The 13,903-nt window shown below is 45.4% G+C and carries 15 protein-coding genes and 1 tRNA gene; 7 read left to right on the top strand and 9 right to left on the bottom strand.

Annotated elements, in window-relative coordinates; all coding sequences use genetic code 11:
- Positions 1–6 precede the first annotated feature (6 nt).
- Positions 7–936, bottom strand: a complete 930-nt coding sequence (gene rpoH / locus ICN45_RS05785) for an RNA polymerase sigma factor RpoH (RefSeq protein ID WP_439650780.1) — start codon at positions 934–936, stop codon at positions 7–9.
- Positions 937–1,027: 91 nt separating this feature from the next.
- A complete protein-coding gene (gene ftsY, locus ICN45_RS05780) occupies positions 1,028–1,918 on the bottom strand; it encodes a signal recognition particle-docking protein FtsY (protein ID WP_216174350.1) in 891 nt (296 codons plus the stop codon).
- Between the two features lie 63 nt (positions 1,919–1,981).
- On the opposite strand from ftsY, the gene ICN45_RS05775 reads away from it, so the two are divergent.
- Genes ICN45_RS05775 through ICN45_RS05755 form a run of 5 tightly spaced genes read left to right on the top strand, consistent with a single transcriptional unit; the run spans position 1,982 to position 6,135 of the window.
- On the top strand, positions 1,982–3,349 hold the full coding sequence (locus tag ICN45_RS05775; RefSeq protein ID WP_216174347.1) for a M16 family metallopeptidase: 1,368 nt from the start codon (positions 1,982–1,984) through the stop codon (positions 3,347–3,349).
- The gene (locus ICN45_RS05770) at positions 3,349–4,683 is read left to right on the top strand and encodes a M16 family metallopeptidase (protein ID WP_216174344.1); all 1,335 of its coding nucleotides are present in this window, start codon (positions 3,349–3,351) and stop codon (positions 4,681–4,683) included. The genes ICN45_RS05775 and ICN45_RS05770 overlap by 1 nt, the downstream gene beginning before the upstream one ends.
- Positions 4,684–4,696: 13 nt before the next feature.
- The gene (gene rsmD / locus ICN45_RS05765; protein WP_216861717.1) at positions 4,697–5,317 is read left to right on the top strand and encodes a 16S rRNA (guanine(966)-N(2))-methyltransferase RsmD; all 621 of its coding nucleotides are present in this window, start codon (positions 4,697–4,699) and stop codon (positions 5,315–5,317) included.
- Positions 5,318–5,353: 36 nt separating this feature from the next.
- On the top strand, positions 5,354–5,851 hold the full coding sequence (coaD, locus tag ICN45_RS05760; protein ID WP_216174341.1) for a pantetheine-phosphate adenylyltransferase: 498 nt from the start codon (positions 5,354–5,356) through the stop codon (positions 5,849–5,851).
- 17 nt (positions 5,852–5,868) lie between these two features.
- The gene (locus ICN45_RS05755; RefSeq protein WP_216174338.1) at positions 5,869–6,135 is read left to right on the top strand and encodes a YfhL family 4Fe-4S dicluster ferredoxin; all 267 of its coding nucleotides are present in this window, start codon (positions 5,869–5,871) and stop codon (positions 6,133–6,135) included.
- Here the strand turns inward: ICN45_RS05755 and pth are convergent.
- The 6 genes from pth to ICN45_RS05725 all read right to left on the bottom strand — a co-directional run bounded on the left by pth (position 6,132) and on the right by ICN45_RS05725 (position 11,065).
- Positions 6,132–6,722 carry an aminoacyl-tRNA hydrolase gene (pth, locus tag ICN45_RS05750; protein ID WP_216174335.1) on the bottom strand — a complete coding sequence of 197 codons (591 nt, stop codon included), beginning with the start codon at positions 6,720–6,722 and terminating at the stop codon, positions 6,132–6,134. The genes ICN45_RS05755 and pth overlap by 4 nt on opposite strands.
- Positions 6,723–6,820: 98 nt before the next feature.
- Positions 6,821–7,468, bottom strand: coding sequence for a 50S ribosomal protein L25/general stress protein Ctc (locus tag ICN45_RS05745; protein WP_216174332.1), 648 nt, complete (start codon positions 7,466–7,468; stop codon positions 6,821–6,823).
- A 136-nt stretch (positions 7,469–7,604) separates the two neighbouring features.
- Positions 7,605–8,573 (bottom strand): ribose-phosphate pyrophosphokinase, encoded by a 969-nt coding sequence (locus tag ICN45_RS05740; protein ID WP_216174330.1) that lies wholly within the window; start codon positions 8,571–8,573, stop codon positions 7,605–7,607.
- A gap of 54 nt (positions 8,574–8,627) precedes the next feature.
- A tRNA-Gln gene (locus ICN45_RS05735) sits at positions 8,628–8,704 on the bottom strand.
- A 5-nt stretch (positions 8,705–8,709) separates the two neighbouring features.
- Positions 8,710–9,585 carry a 4-(cytidine 5'-diphospho)-2-C-methyl-D-erythritol kinase gene (gene ispE / locus ICN45_RS05730; RefSeq protein WP_216174327.1) on the bottom strand — a complete coding sequence of 292 codons (876 nt, stop codon included), beginning with the start codon at positions 9,583–9,585 and terminating at the stop codon, positions 8,710–8,712.
- The gene (locus ICN45_RS05725; protein WP_216174324.1) at positions 9,578–11,065 is read right to left on the bottom strand and encodes an outer membrane lipoprotein LolB; all 1,488 of its coding nucleotides are present in this window, start codon (positions 11,063–11,065) and stop codon (positions 9,578–9,580) included. The genes ispE and ICN45_RS05725 overlap by 8 nt, the downstream gene beginning before the upstream one ends.
- Positions 11,066–11,100: 35 nt before the next feature.
- Between ICN45_RS05725 and mutM the strand changes: the two genes are divergently transcribed.
- Positions 11,101–11,937 carry a bifunctional DNA-formamidopyrimidine glycosylase/DNA-(apurinic or apyrimidinic site) lyase gene (gene mutM, locus ICN45_RS05720; RefSeq protein ID WP_216174322.1) on the top strand — a complete coding sequence of 279 codons (837 nt, stop codon included), beginning with the start codon at positions 11,101–11,103 and terminating at the stop codon, positions 11,935–11,937.
- Entirely contained in the window at positions 11,937–13,067 is a 1,131-nt protein-coding gene (gene mutY / locus ICN45_RS05715) for an A/G-specific adenine glycosylase (protein ID WP_255531104.1), read from the top strand. Before mutM ends, mutY begins: the two co-directional genes overlap by 1 nt.
- Here mutY and rapZ read toward each other — a convergent pair.
- Positions 13,012–13,902 carry an RNase adapter RapZ gene (gene rapZ / locus ICN45_RS05710; RefSeq protein WP_216174316.1) on the bottom strand — a complete coding sequence of 297 codons (891 nt, stop codon included), beginning with the start codon at positions 13,900–13,902 and terminating at the stop codon, positions 13,012–13,014. The two genes, mutY and rapZ, sit on opposite strands and share 56 nt — an antisense overlap.
- Position 13,903: the final 1 nt, after the last annotated feature.

Raw genomic sequence — 13,903 nt, 5'->3', positions numbered from 1 at the left:
GCTTGCTTAGGCTGCTTCAGCTTGCAACATCCCGCGCATTTTTTTGAGCGCTGCTGTCTCAATTTGGCGGACGCGCTCTGCAGAGATGCCATATTCGGTAGCCAAATCATGCAAGGTTTTTGTACCATTACCATCGGCATCCATAGCCAACCAACGTGATTGAACAATATTGCGGCTACGCTCGTCTAAAGCCATCAGGGCTTGATCAAGCTTGGGGCCTTGTAATGCGTCAGCCTCATTGCCGGCAATACGCTCTGTGGGTTCTTGACTGTTATCTGCAAGCCATTGAATTGGTGCATATGCAGCATCGTCATCTGTGTCATCGCCTTCGAGTGCGATATCACCGCCAGCGAGGCGCATTTCCATTTCTTTAACGTCAGAACCTTTAACATCAAGCGCTTTTGCTAAAGCTTCCACTTCACCTGGGGTGAGGGCACTTAAGGTTGGTTTATTACTGCGCAAATTAAAGAACAGCTTACGCTGAGCTTTGGTAGTAGCCATTTTGACCAAGCGCCAATTCTTGAGAATGTATTCATGAATTTCTGCTTTGATCCAATGGATGGCATAGGAAACCAAGCGTGCACCATTATTAGGGTCATAGCGCTTAACGGCTTTCATCAGGCCAATATTGCCTTCTTGAATTAAGTCCGCGTGCGGGATTCCGTAGCCAAGATATTGACGAGCAACCGAAACAACGAGACGCAAATGCGAGAGCACTAAGGTTTTAGCGGCATCGACATTTTCAGAGCGACGAAATTCCTGCGCAAGATGTAACTCTTCTGCAGCACTCAGCATGGGTACGCGATTAACGTAAGCAATATAAGAATCAAGAGTGCCAACCCCTAAGGATGGCAACATTGGAAATGCAGACGCCGCCACAGTCTGCATAGCAGGCAGTCTTTGCATATTCAGATTGTCAGATTTCTTTTGAACCATTTTTTTATAAATATAAAGTATTAATAGAAATCTATTTTAGCACTCTTGTCAAGAGAGTGCCAATCGCTTAATTGGTCTATAAGTTATTGATTTAATTAAATAATTCAGAGGAATATTGCCCTGCTGTGAAGGGGGCTAAATCATCAATTCCTTCACCTTTGCCAAGAGCCAACACAGCTGGCTTTGGCTCTGCTTGCAGGATTTGTGCCAAGGCGCAGATCACGCCCCCTTTAGCAGTTCCATCAAGCTTGGTAACGATAATTCCAGTAAGACCCAAGGCCGTATGGAAGGCCTTCACTTGGCTTAAGCCATTTTGACCTGTATTGCCATCAAGTACTAACAAGGTGTGGTGTGGTGCCCCAATAAGGGCCTTAGCAATGACGCGCTTAATCTTTTTGAGTTCTTCCATAAGGTGATCTTGGGTTGCAAGACGGCCAGCGGTATCAATAATGAGAATATCGCTTTTACGAGAGATTGCTGCATGGATCGCATCGTGCGCAACAGCGGCTGCATCACCACCTTCTTGAGAAATGACGTCAACTTGATTGCGGCTACCCCATTCTTGTAGTTGATTGCGCGCTGCAGCCCTGAAGGTATCTCCTGCAGCCAAAAGGACGGATTTACCCTGAGACTGAAAGAGCTTGCAAAGCTTACCAATGGTGGTTGTCTTGCCTGCTCCATTAACCCCTACAACCAACCATACCTCTGGAATATAGGCTTTGTGAGATTCAAAAAGGGGGTTAGGGAAGGGTTCTAAAACTTTTAATAGAGCGCTGACTTCATCAATCAATAGGGTTTTAAGTTCATCTGGGCTAGAGGCTTTTTCAGTTTTAGCCGCTTTGCGCAGCTTACTAATCAACAGTTCGGTCGTAGGAAGGCCCACATCACTTTGAATCAGTGATTCTTCTAATGACTCAAACCAAGCTTCATCTATTTTGCTGGATTTGAAAAGGGATCCGAGGGTTTTACTTAAGCCGAACATAATCGATACAATTTAAACCTTGCATCTTATCAATTTAATTCTTGGGATATGGTGATTTAGCAGATGCGTTCTAATTTACTCCGAATTACCTTTTTACTCTTTGCATGTGCCCCATTGTCATGGGCGGCTGGTACAGACTCTGCAGATACTCACGAATATCGCTTGAGTAATGGACTCAAATTAATCGTGAGAGAGGATCATCGCGCCCCTACAGTAGCCCATATGGTTTGGTATCGTGCTGGCTCGATGGATGAGGTCAATGGCAAAACTGGGGTCGCCCATGTACTTGAACACATGATGTTCAAAGGTACCAATAAGGTTAAGACGGGGGAGTTTTCTCGCTTAGTAGCTGCCGTTGGTGGGCGCGAGAATGCCTTTACATCACGTGATTACACCGCATATTTTCAGCAAGTTGAAAAATCTAAATTAGACACCGTTATTCAGCTTGAAGCAGATCGGATGTCCAATCTGAATTTTGATGACGCTGAGTTCTTAAAAGAAATCCAGGTAGTCATGGAAGAGCGTCGCCTACGTACCGAAGACAATCCAAGCAGCTTATTAAATGAAGCATTCATGGCGACTGCTTATATGAGCTCCCCCTATCGTCACCCAGTGGTCGGTTGGATGAATGATTTACAGAATATGAAAGCTGCCGATGCACGTGACTGGTATCGCAGTTGGTATGCACCAAATAATGCAACGGTCGTCATTAGTGGCGATGTAGATCCAAAACAAGTTCTGAAAACAGTGGAAAAATATTATGGTGCTGTAGACGCTCATGAATTACCAGTACGTAAGCCACAAATTGAGCCACCACAAAAAGGCATCAAGCAGATTCAGGTAAAAGCTCCTGCAGATAACGCGCAATTAACGATGGGCTGGAAGGTGCCAAAGTTAGAGCCCGGGAAACTTGATGATGTTGAGCCATATGCTCTTGAGCTCCTCACGGGAGTGCTAGATGGCTATGATAATGCCCGCCTTAATCGCACTCTCGTGAAACAAGAGAAGGTAGTAAATGATGTTGGGGTTGGTTACGACATGATTTCTCGGGGCCCAGAGTTATTTTTGATTAGCACCACCATGGCCAAAGGGAAAACCGTGGCACAAGCTCAGGTAAGTATTCGTAAAGCATTGGCAGAACTAAAGCAAAAAGGGATTTTGGAGTCTGAGTTAAAGCGTATTAAGGTGCGCATTCTTTCCGATCAAATTTATAAGCGTGACTCTATTTTTGGCCAAGCAATGGAAATTGGTAGTACAGAAATGGCTGGATTTTCCTGGAAAGACATCGACTACATGTTGCAGAAAATGCAGACCATCACTCCTGAGCAGGTTCAGTCCGTCGCTAAGAAATATTTGATCGATGAAGGCCTAACCATTGCCATACTCGATCCGCAGGCCCGTCAATCTACAGCAAATAAGGAGAGCAAATAATGCATGCTCTCAAAAATACTATTGGGATTTTCTTGCTCAGCTTTGGGGTCTTCAATAGCGCCCATGCAATTTTGCCAATTGAAAAATTGGATTCATACAACGGGGCTAAGGCATATCTAGTCCAAACTAAAACCCTACCAATGGTCGATATTGAAGTGAGTATTGATGCTGGGGATCGTTATGACCCCGTTGGCAAAAGTGGGCTGGCTGATATGACTGCAGCCCTGATGAATTATGGCGCCCGTGGTAGTGAAGGGCTCCTAAACGAGGCTCAGATCGCCGATGAAATTGCTGATCTGGGCGCTAATATTGGACTATCGGTAAGTGGTGAGCGGGCGACTTTGCGTATTCGTAGTTTAAGTAGAAAAGATTTGCGAGATAGGGCGGTGAGGTTGGTGGCAGCAATGTTGAGTGCGCCCACGTACGATCCAAAAATAGTTGAGCGTGAAAAACAAAGAATGATTACCAATTTACTTGAAGCAGAAACAAAGCCAGAGTATGTTTTAGAGCGCCGTTTTAAAAAATCAGTTTATGGCAATTACCCTCTGGCTTATTCCCCCAGTGCTAAATCCATTGCTACGGTTAATACTGTTGATTTAAAGCAATTTCATAAGCAGTTTTATCGTGGTGATCGCATGATTGTGAGCATTGTTGGTGATGTTGATCGAGTACAAGCGAATGAAATCGTTCAGACCCTGTTACAAAAAGTTCCTGTATCTGGCCCAGCGATTTCAAAATTACCTGAGCTACAACGCTCTGTAGTAGAGCCATTGATGCAACGCGAGGTTCAAATCCCTTTTGATTCTCAGCAAGCGCATATCGCAATGGGAATGACGGCAGTAACTCGAAGTAATCCGGATTACTTTCCACTTTTAGTTGGCAATTACATATTAGGCGGCGGCGGATTTGTGTCCCGTCTAATGGCTGAGGTGCGTGAGAAACGAGGTCTAGCCTATAGTGTCTCTAGCTACTTCGTCCCAGGCAAAGATGCTGGTATTTTTCAGGCTGGCCTACAGACCAAAAATGATCAGGCCGTATTAGCGCTTGAGGTGATGAGTTCAACGATTGCAAAATTTATTGCAGATGGTCCGACCACTTCCGAGCTTATCGCTGCTAAATCCAACTTGATGAATGGTTATCCATTGCGTATTGATAACAATCGTAAATTGCTTGATAACGTTTCTTCAATAGCTTGGAATGATCTACCGCTCGATACGATGGACGTTTGGACCAAGCAAGTTGAGGCAGTTAGCTTAGAGCAAGTCACTAATGCTTTCCAAAAATATCTGGCAATGGATCGAATGCAAATTGTGGTCTTAGGCGCAAAAAAATAAGCTGATAACAACGATGGCCAGTAAAGCTACTCCAAGTCAAAAAATAGAGCTGCCTAAAAGGGTACGTATCATTGGCGGCGTTTGGAGAAGTCGTCTATTAACAGTTCTCGACTTGCCAGGATTACGTCCCACAACAGATCGTATTCGGGAAACTGTATTTAACTGGCTTGGTCAGGATTTAACAGATTTAGATTGCTTGGATTTATTTTCTGGCACAGGCGCATTCGGTTTTGAGGCAGCCTCTCGTGGGGCATCTCGGGTAGTGTTGTTAGAAAAAGATAAAAAAGTCTATGCTAGTCTCACTAAGAATTTTGCCTTGCTGCAATCATCCCCCGTTTCAGGTCAAGTAGAAATCTTACATAGGGATAGTTTGGAATATTTAAAGCAACAGGCAGATCAATCCAGTAATTTAATTTTCATAGACCCCCCTTTCCAAGATTCAGAGTTATTGGATCGAGCTGTCATTGAGGCAGGTCGAGTTTGTGATGACTCTCGGGGCGGTGGTATTTATGTCGAATTTTCTGCAAATCGTGCTCGTCAGGAGGTGGAAGCCCTAATACCGGACTGGCATTGTGGAAAATACTTAGAGGCGGGACAGGTAAAAGCCTGTCTATTCCGATCTGGAAGGGACTAAACTCTTGCCTGTAGCTGATAAAGCCTTAGGAGATTTATGACTGTCGCTGTATACCCAGGAACATTTGACCCCTTTACTCGTGGTCACGAGGATTTGGTGCGTCGTGCATCAAGTATTTTTGAGCAGTTGATTGTTGGTATTGCCTCAAGTCGCAGTAAACATCCCTTTTTCTCACTAGAAGAGCGAATTGACATTGCTACAGAAGTGCTTGGGCATTACTCTAATGTCAAAGTTGTAGGCTTTGACGGCTTATTAAAAGATTTTGCGCGTGAGCATAATGCCCGCGTCATTGTGCGAGGACTGCGTGCAGTCTCTGACTTTGAATATGAGTTCCAGATGGCTGGTATGAATCGCTATCTTTTACCTGATGTAGAAACATTATTCCTAACCCCTTCCGATCAATATCAATTTATCTCTGGAACGTTTGTTCGTGAGATCGCCTCAATGGGTGGCGATGTTAGTAAGTTTGTCTTCCCGTCGGTTGAAAAATGGTTAGTGAAGAAGATGGCGAGTAATAGCCAGAAAAAAGAGTAGGGACAGAAAGTACCGCTATGGCTTTAATGATTACGGACGAATGCATCAACTGTGACGTATGTGAGCCAGAGTGCCCCAATGATGCTATTTACATGGGGATTGAGATTTATGAAATCAATCCAGATAAGTGCACTGAATGCGTGGGGCACTATGATGCGCCCCAATGTCGTCAAGTCTGTCCGGTAGATTGCATTCCGTTTAATCCTGACCATACCGAATCCCAAGATCAGTTAATGGCCAAATATCATTTATTAACAGCCAGCAAAAAGACTGGCTCGGCTTAAGACTTCGAGTGCAACTCCAACATGGCTGTTTGGGTAGCGCCTTTCAAAAACAGGGGCAGAATTTCTAAACCATTTTTAATGCTAGCCTCTATGAGTTTTTGCTCAGACTGCAGTGGCCTACGCAAAACATAATCAGCAACATCCATTACTCTCGCGTCACCCGCGATATCCCTAGGATGTCCAATGCCTAAGCGAAGACGCCAGTAGTCAGCAGTACCTAAGTGGGCTTGTATGTCCTTAAGTCCATTGTGACCGCCAGTTCCCCCGCCCAATTTAATACGGGCAGATCCGGGCTTCAGATCGAGCTCATCTTGAACTACCAGAATATTTTCTGGAGTGATTTTGTGAAAACGGCATAAGGCGCCTACAGCTTGACCGCTGAGATTCATGTAAGTAGTAGGCTTGAGTAGAAAGAGATCGTCACCTCCCCATTTTGCTTTGGCTACTTTTCCAAGAAAACGTTTTTCAGTTTCAAAGCGAACATTTAATTGTTTTGCAAGGGCGTCAACAAACCAAAAGCCAGCGTTATGCCGGTCTTCTAAGTGCTCTTCTCCAGGGTTGCCCAGGCCAACAATTAATTGAGTCATGGTGGGAGTTTAAAGACTTCAGGGCTTTTCTACAAAAAAGAAAAAAGAAAGCCCGCTTGTGCGGGCCTTCGTGATGCAAAGAATGGGGCTTAAGTGTATTAAGCTTTATCTTTGGCAGGTTCAGCTGCAGCAGCTGGTGCAACAGCAGCTGCAGGGGCAGCTTCTTCAGCCTCAGCAGCTTTAACAGTTGGAATACGGGCGTTTGCAAGAACCGGATTCTCTTGTTCAATATGCAATACCAAGCTAACGCCTTTTGGTAAGGCAACGTCTTTAGCATGAATAGAGTGACCCACTTCAACCTTGCTAAGGTCCACTTCAATGAACTCTGGTAAGTCTGCTGGTAAGCATGAAATTTCGAGTTCAGTAATGATGTGGCTAATAACAGCACCTTGTAGCTTCACTGCAGCTGAAGTTTCAGCGTTGGTGAAGTGCAATGGAACACGCATATGGACTTTCTCAGTCGCGGAAACGCGCTGGAAGTCAATGTGTAATACCAGTGGCTTAAATGGATGCATTTGGTAATCACGCAACAACACTTGTTGTGTTTTTCCGCCGATTTCCAAGTCAAGAATAGATGAGTGAAATGCTTCCTTGCGGAGAGCATGAAACAGTGCGTTGTGATCTAACTCAATAACAGCAACTGGATCTTTACTACCGTAAACGATTCCCGGGGTCTTACCGGAATTGCGCAGACGGCGGCTCGCACCCGTTCCCTGTACGCTTCTTTCAAAGGCTACTACTTTCATATTTAATTCCCTAGTTAAGGTTAATTTCCGTTCGCGACCAAACAGAAAAGCCTTCGATTATATCGTGGGAATAGGCATTTTTGCCTAGAAATGATGCAAAACTGCCAAAAATCGGGGTAAAACAGTGTTTTTGGGCTTATTCAGCAAACATCGACATCACGGAGTCACCCTTGCTAATGCGGGAAAGGGTTTCGGCCAGAATAGGAGCAACGCTTAATTGACGGATTTTGCTGACTTTCATTGCTTCGGGGGTCAAAGGGATCGTGTCGGTGACGACTAGCTCATCTAATTCAGAGGCAGCAATACGAGCCACCGCACCACCAGATAGGACTGCGTGAGTACAGTAAGCAGTAACGCCCTTAGCACCCCGCTCTTTTAGCGCCTCAGCGGCCTTACAAAGCGTTCCACCAGTATCAATGATGTCATCCATGATGACGCAATGGCGGCCTTCTACTTCACCGATCAGATGCATTACTTCAGAAACATTAGCCTTGGGGCGACGTTTATCAATAATCGCTAGGTCAGTCCCCAATTGTTTTGCCATTGCACGGGCGCGTACGACGCCTCCAATGTCTGGAGAGACAATAATGAGGTCTTTTTGGGTTTTCTGAGCTTGTAGGTCAGCCAGCAGAACGGGAGATGAATAAATATTGTCTACAGGAATATCAAAGAAACCCTGAATTTGGTCAGCATGGAGATCCATAGTTAACACACGCTCAATACCAGCAACAGACTGGAGCATATTGGCGACGATACGGGCCGAGATAGCAACTCGTGCAGAACGAGGGCGACGGTCTTGGCGCGCATAGCCAAAGTAAGGAATCACGGCGGTAATGCGGCCTGCTGATGCGCGCTTCAGGGCATCAATCATGATCATTAATTCCATCAAGTTGTCGTTAGCTGGCGCGCAGGTTGATTGAATCACAACGACATTTTTACCGCGGACATTTTCTTGAATTTCTACTTGAATCTCACCGTCTGAGAATCGCCCAACAAAGGCTTTACCCATCGGAAGATTGAGTTCCTTGGCTACGGCCTCGGCCAAAACAGGATTTGCATTACCTGTGAATAGGGTCAGTAAATCTGTGTGGGTAGAGGAAGTCATAGGCTTAAGGGCATTATGGGGTCAAAAGGTTTTCTTTATCGTTTCTACAGTATTTGGCAGGGGAAGAAGGATTCGAACCTTCGCATGCTGGAATCAAAATCCAGTGCCTTAACCAGCTTGGCGATTCCCCTACAGGTCAATCTGAAGAAGTCAAATTGTAAGCGGGATTTTTATTTAACCCTCGAACAATGCGACTTACCCACCCTTTTGGAAGATTTTGTAAAAGATTCTCTAGTTTTACGATGTCAGTCTTAGGCTCTAAGACGGCAAAAACGCTACTTCCAGAACCAGTCATTCGGGGTTTAGAACCCGGTAATGCTTGGCCAATCCAATCCAAAGCTTGCTTCACTTCAGGACAAATCCGCATCGCTACAGCCTGACAATCATTTGTTTGAAAGGACCATGGCGACGCAAGAAAGCCATCTATTGTAATCGGAGCGTGATCTCGGGTCAATTCTGGGTCATGAAAAATGCGTGTAGTAGCGATCCCCTGACCAGGAAAGAGGATCAAAAAATCCCGAGTTTCCAGGGCAATTTCTTGAATTGTCTCGCCAACTCCCTCAACAAAAGCGTTTTGGCCAAAGATGAAAAAGGGCACATCAGCGCCAAGCTCAAGACCCAGTTTGGCTAAAGCCTCTGTGCTTAATTGGAGGTCCCAAATCAGATTTAGGCCAATGAGGGTGGTAGCTGCATCAGAAGAGCCGCCACCCAATCCAGCACCCATGGGAATTTCTTTTTTGAGGTCAATCTCAATGCCACTTTCAACTTGGTAAAACTCTTTTAATAATCTTGCTGCACGAACAACCAAATCACTTTCCACGGGCACGCCAGGAAGCGGATTGATTCGACGCACTTCATTTTCGGAGATCGGCTTGAGGGTGAGGGTGTCACACCAATCAATCAATTGAAAAACGGATTGAAGTAAGTGGTAGCCATTAGGACGACGTCCAACGATGTGGAGAAAAAGATTAAGTTTTGCTGGTGAGTGCAGCGTTAAACCATTACTAGTCATTTGGATGATCAAATACCAAGCGTATATCAATAGAACCAATATTGGAGCTGCGAGTCATGGTGAGTTTATCCAAGCGATTGTTCTTGCCCCAGCCATAAACCAAATCCCAACCATCCTGGTTAATTTTGCTGACTTGACCTTGAGGATTCCTTTCAACGCTTGCCTCGCTACCTGGCCGCACTTCACCTCTTAGCCAATTTGATAATCCACGTGCAGGGAGCGGTAGGCCTAAAGTGTTTTGTACTAAGGTATCGGCATCGATAGCAGTCACTATTTGTCCGTCGCGCTCAAGGCTTGCTTCACCAGGCATGATTATTATTTTTGCAATCGAGCCGCCTACGGGATTTCGAATCTCTAAAGTATCTTTGAGTGCTTCTTGCGTCAAACTAAATCCACCTGAACCACCTTGATTTTGAGCTTCGGTAATACCGATGATTTTGACTGCAAAGCGGCCGTCCCAAGAGCTATTCGGAGGCTGTTCGGGGGTCGTCCAGTCAGGCTTTAAGCGCTTTAAGGTTTCTTTTAAAGTGGGGTTATTGGCATCAAGTTTTTGACCTTGGCGCCACATCTCTTCCGCTTCAGATTTGCGGTTCATAACCCACATTACTTCACCAGTATGCGCTGCGATATCGGCTTCAGGTTTCATCGTAAATGCTTCTTGAAGTTGCTCTAATGCAATTGCATTTTTCCCAAGGCGAAAATTTACCCAACCCAAACTATCTAAGATAAAGCTATCTTTAGGAGAAAGCTGATGTGCTTTACTAATTAGGGCAAAGGCTTCTGGTAATTTGATATTGCGATCCGCTAATGAGTAACCCAATGCATTTAAAGAATTTGCATCATTGGGGTTCTTGCGCAAAATCTCGCGTAAGGTTTTTTCCATAATATCCAAGCGCCCAGCCTTTTCGGCAGACATGGCATAGGTATAGAGGAGCCCTTGATCTTTTGGCGCTATTTTTACAGTCGAAGCAATCTCATAAAAAGCACGCAAAGCCTCAGTTTCATCTTTAGCTCTTGCGAGTAAGGCTTGCAATTGCAAAAGCAGCATTTCTTGTTGAGCAGGAGTTTGTTGACTCAATAATGCAATTGCGGGTTTCACAGCATCCGACCAGCGATTATTTAAAACTAGCAGAGTGATCAGTACCTCTTTTGGCTTTGTTTGGGATGCCGGCGATAGTTCATCCCAAGTTTTTGCTGCTTGAAGGGCTAAGTCAGGTGAGCCACCAGCAATCGCAATTTCCATGGCTCTTTGAGCTAGGCGAGGGTCTTTATATTGGCGCGCCATTTCAATATAGGTGTTGTAGGCTAAACCAGCATCTCCTCGTTGCAGGGCAATTTCGGAAGCCAGCACTTCAAATATCACCTGACCACCTTGCGCGCTATTTGCTGCGGTCTGAGCCTGGCTTGAAATAGCCGCCCCTAAGGTCAGCGCTAATAGGAGTAAGCCCTGAAAAAAGGGCTTTATTGTGAATTTGCTCATAAGCACATTCTAATCTGCGAATCTACAATGCATTTATGCCAGAACTTCCAGAGGTTGAAGTCACCAGATTAGGAATTGCCCCCCATATTCAGGGGCAAAAGCTAAGTGCCGTCAAAGTGATTGATGGACGTCTACGTTGGCCGGTACCTAGCAGCTTGCCCAAGATCCTTCCAGGTCAACAGGTGCACTCCATCGATAGACGCGGAAAGTACCTCTTAATTGAGCTAGACACTGGCCACTTGCTGATTCATTTGGGAATGACGGGAACGCTCAGGGTCTTGCCTCACTCTGATCCTTTGAAAATACACGACCGAATCACATTTGAATTTGGCAAGTTCAGTTTGCGCTTGCATGACCCTCGCAAATTTGGGGCAGTGTTATGGCACCCCAAAACAAATGGCGCGCTTGAGAAACATGTCCTCTTGCAAAAACTTGGAGTTGAACCATTTTCACCCGAGTTTGCGGGAGAGCTTGGCGCCCAAATTTTGTATCAAGCTTCTCGTAAAAGAAGTATTGCCGTTAAACAATTTCTCTTGGCTGGTCAAGCGGTGGTTGGTGTTGGAAATATTTACTGTTCAGAATGTTTGTTTAGAGCTGGCATTCATCCGGCAAAAGCGGCGGGTAAGTTAACCCGTCCGCAGTGTATTCGTTTAGCAGATGCAGTCAGAATCATTTTGAAAAAAGCGATTGATGCTGGTGGTAGTAGTTTGAAAGACTTTGTCAATAGTGAAGGTGATCCTGGTCACTTCATGGTTCAAACTAAGGTATATGACCGCAAAGGCTTACCCTGCAAGGTTTGCAAGACGCCGATCATCCAAATAGTGCAAGGACAACGATCAAGCTATTTTTGTCCCCAATGTCAAAAACGTTGATGGACAATTTTTCCAAGAAGCTAATTGCCTGGCACAAGGTCAGTGGACGCTCGGGTTTGCCTTGGCAAAATAATCGAGATCCCTATGCCGTATGGGTTTCTGAAATCATGTTGCAACAAACCCAAGTAGCGACCGTGCTAGAGCGCTACCCCCGTTTCATGAAGCGTTTTCCGACAGTGAAAAAATTAGCTGCAGCAGATATCGATGAGATACTAGCTGAGTGGGCTGGCTTAGGCTACTACTCTCGAGCTAGAAATTTGCATGCCTGTGCTAAGCAAGTGATGGAAGATTTTTCTGGAAAGTTTCCGAGCGATCCTTTGCTCCTTATGCAACTCAAAGGAGTTGGTCGCTCAACTGCGGGTGCCATTGCTGCATTTGCATTTCAGGAAAAGGCACCCATTCTGGATGCGAATGTCAAAAGAATTTTGGCGCGCTTATTTGCTATTGAAGGCGCAATACAAGAAAAGGTTGTGAATGATCGCCTGTGGGATTTAGCCACAGAATTGCTACCAAGGCATTCTCAGGATATGCCGGCCTATACGCAAGCATTGATGGATTTTGGGGCAACCTGGTGTACTTCGCGAAAGCCGGTGTGCATCACTAATGAGAAAAAATGCCCTTTTTCTAGGGATTGTCAGGCTAATTTAAGTAACCAAGTGCTAGCCCTTCCGCAAAAGGTAGTGAAGGCAAAATCTCCGGAATTTGATTGCAACATGTTATTGATTCGATTTGACAATACGGTTCTTTTGCAAAAGCGTCCTACTACGGCAATCTGGGGCGGCCTATGGTCCATACCAGAATCTCCATGGAAACCAAGATCTGCCGGACTTGGAAAGCCCCATACAGCCTTAAAGACATTATTGGAAGAGGCGCTACCTGACGAGAAGGGCCCTGTTTTACTAGAGTCCTTTGGGGGTTTAAAGCAAGGCCAACAGATCAAACACATTTTTACGCATCGCCGTCTATGGATGCAAATTTGGGAAGTGCATTCCTTAAAGCCTGTGGAATTGACGAGCCCACATTTTAAGTGGGTGCCCCTCAATCAATTAGGACGATACGGCCTGCCTCAACCAATTAAACTTTTATTGCAGGGATTGAGTCTAGTTCGCGGTGGCGGTCCAAAAAGTTAAGCTGCAGAGTATTTAACTCTTTATTTGCACGGAAGTATTCGCTAAGGCGGTTGACTAAATAGACAGAGCGATGCTGTCCGCCAGTACAGCCAATGGCTACTGTCAAATAGCTACGACCATCCGCTATGTATTGTGGCAACCATTTTTCAATAAATTGGGTAATGTCACTCTCCATGCTGATTACTTCCGGAATTTTTTCTAGAAATTCTTTTACTGGCTCATCGTTGCCGGTGAGAGGTCTTAAGACTTTGTCGTAATGGGGGTTTGGTAGGCAGCGAACATCAAACACTAGGTCCGCATCGCTGGGCACCCCTTTTTTAAATCCAAAGGATTCAAAAACAACAGTAAGCCCGAGCGGTTTGTCTTTCAGAAGATCCTGAATCCAAGAGCGCAATGCATGGGAAGGCAAATTACTTGTATCAATGCTATGTGCTTGGGCACGTAGCGGCTCGAGTAGGGCGCGCTCGTTATCAATGGCCTCAATTAGAGTAGTAGATTGAGTCTGGGTAGTGCTTTTGGAAAGCGGATGGCGTCGGCGAGTTTCTGAAAAGCGCTGCACCAATGTGTTGGTATCAGCGTTTAAGAAAACCACGCGCACCTGATGATGGCTGCGTAAATTTTCTAGGATGGAGGGCAGCTCGGCAATCGATTCACCACGCCGGGCATCAATCGCCACGGCTATACGCTCACTGTTTTCTTTCTCCAGAGTGTGAATGAGACTTTCTAAGAGTGAAACAGGCAGGTTATCCACACAGTCATAGCCTGCGTCCTCAAAAGCCCTTAGGGCAACTGATTTACCCGAGCCAGAGATTCCGGTAATCAGATTAATTTGCATG

The organism is Polynucleobacter alcilacus, assembly GCF_018881545.1.
Classification (GTDB): Bacteria; Pseudomonadota; Gammaproteobacteria; order Burkholderiales; family Burkholderiaceae; genus Polynucleobacter; species Polynucleobacter alcilacus.
The sequence above is the reverse complement of the archived record's forward strand: the minus strand, read 5'-3'. Positions and strand labels throughout refer to the sequence as shown.

What these genes read in the sequence shown, in the direction of transcription:
- rpoH (WP_439650780.1), bottom strand. Translation starts at nt 936, where the DNA reads ATGGTTCAAAAGAAATCTGACAATCTGAATATGCAAAGACTGCCTGCT.
- ftsY (WP_216174350.1), bottom strand. Translation starts at nt 1,918, where the DNA reads ATGTTCGGCTTAAGTAAAACCCTCGGATCCCTTTTCAAATCCAGCAAA.
- ICN45_RS05775 (WP_216174347.1), top strand. Translation starts at nt 1,982, where the DNA reads ATGCGTTCTAATTTACTCCGAATTACCTTTTTACTCTTTGCATGTGCC.
- ICN45_RS05770 (WP_216174344.1), top strand. Translation starts at nt 3,349, where the DNA reads ATGCATGCTCTCAAAAATACTATTGGGATTTTCTTGCTCAGCTTTGGG.
- rsmD (WP_216861717.1), top strand. Translation starts at nt 4,697, where the DNA reads ATGGCCAGTAAAGCTACTCCAAGTCAAAAAATAGAGCTGCCTAAAAGG.
- coaD (WP_216174341.1), top strand. Translation starts at nt 5,354, where the DNA reads ATGACTGTCGCTGTATACCCAGGAACATTTGACCCCTTTACTCGTGGT.
- ICN45_RS05755 (WP_216174338.1), top strand. Translation starts at nt 5,869, where the DNA reads ATGGCTTTAATGATTACGGACGAATGCATCAACTGTGACGTATGTGAG.
- pth (WP_216174335.1), bottom strand. Translation starts at nt 6,722, where the DNA reads ATGACTCAATTAATTGTTGGCCTGGGCAACCCTGGAGAAGAGCACTTA.
- ICN45_RS05745 (WP_216174332.1), bottom strand. Translation starts at nt 7,468, where the DNA reads ATGAAAGTAGTAGCCTTTGAAAGAAGCGTACAGGGAACGGGTGCGAGC.
- ICN45_RS05740 (WP_216174330.1), bottom strand. Translation starts at nt 8,573, where the DNA reads ATGACTTCCTCTACCCACACAGATTTACTGACCCTATTCACAGGTAAT.
- ispE (WP_216174327.1), bottom strand. Translation starts at nt 9,585, where the DNA reads ATGACTAGTAATGGTTTAACGCTGCACTCACCAGCAAAACTTAATCTT.
- ICN45_RS05725 (WP_216174324.1), bottom strand. Translation starts at nt 11,065, where the DNA reads ATGAGCAAATTCACAATAAAGCCCTTTTTTCAGGGCTTACTCCTATTA.
- mutM (WP_216174322.1), top strand. Translation starts at nt 11,101, where the DNA reads ATGCCAGAACTTCCAGAGGTTGAAGTCACCAGATTAGGAATTGCCCCC.
- mutY (WP_255531104.1), top strand. Translation starts at nt 11,937, where the DNA reads ATGGACAATTTTTCCAAGAAGCTAATTGCCTGGCACAAGGTCAGTGGA.
- rapZ (WP_216174316.1), bottom strand. Translation starts at nt 13,902, where the DNA reads ATGCAAATTAATCTGATTACCGGAATCTCTGGCTCGGGTAAATCAGTT.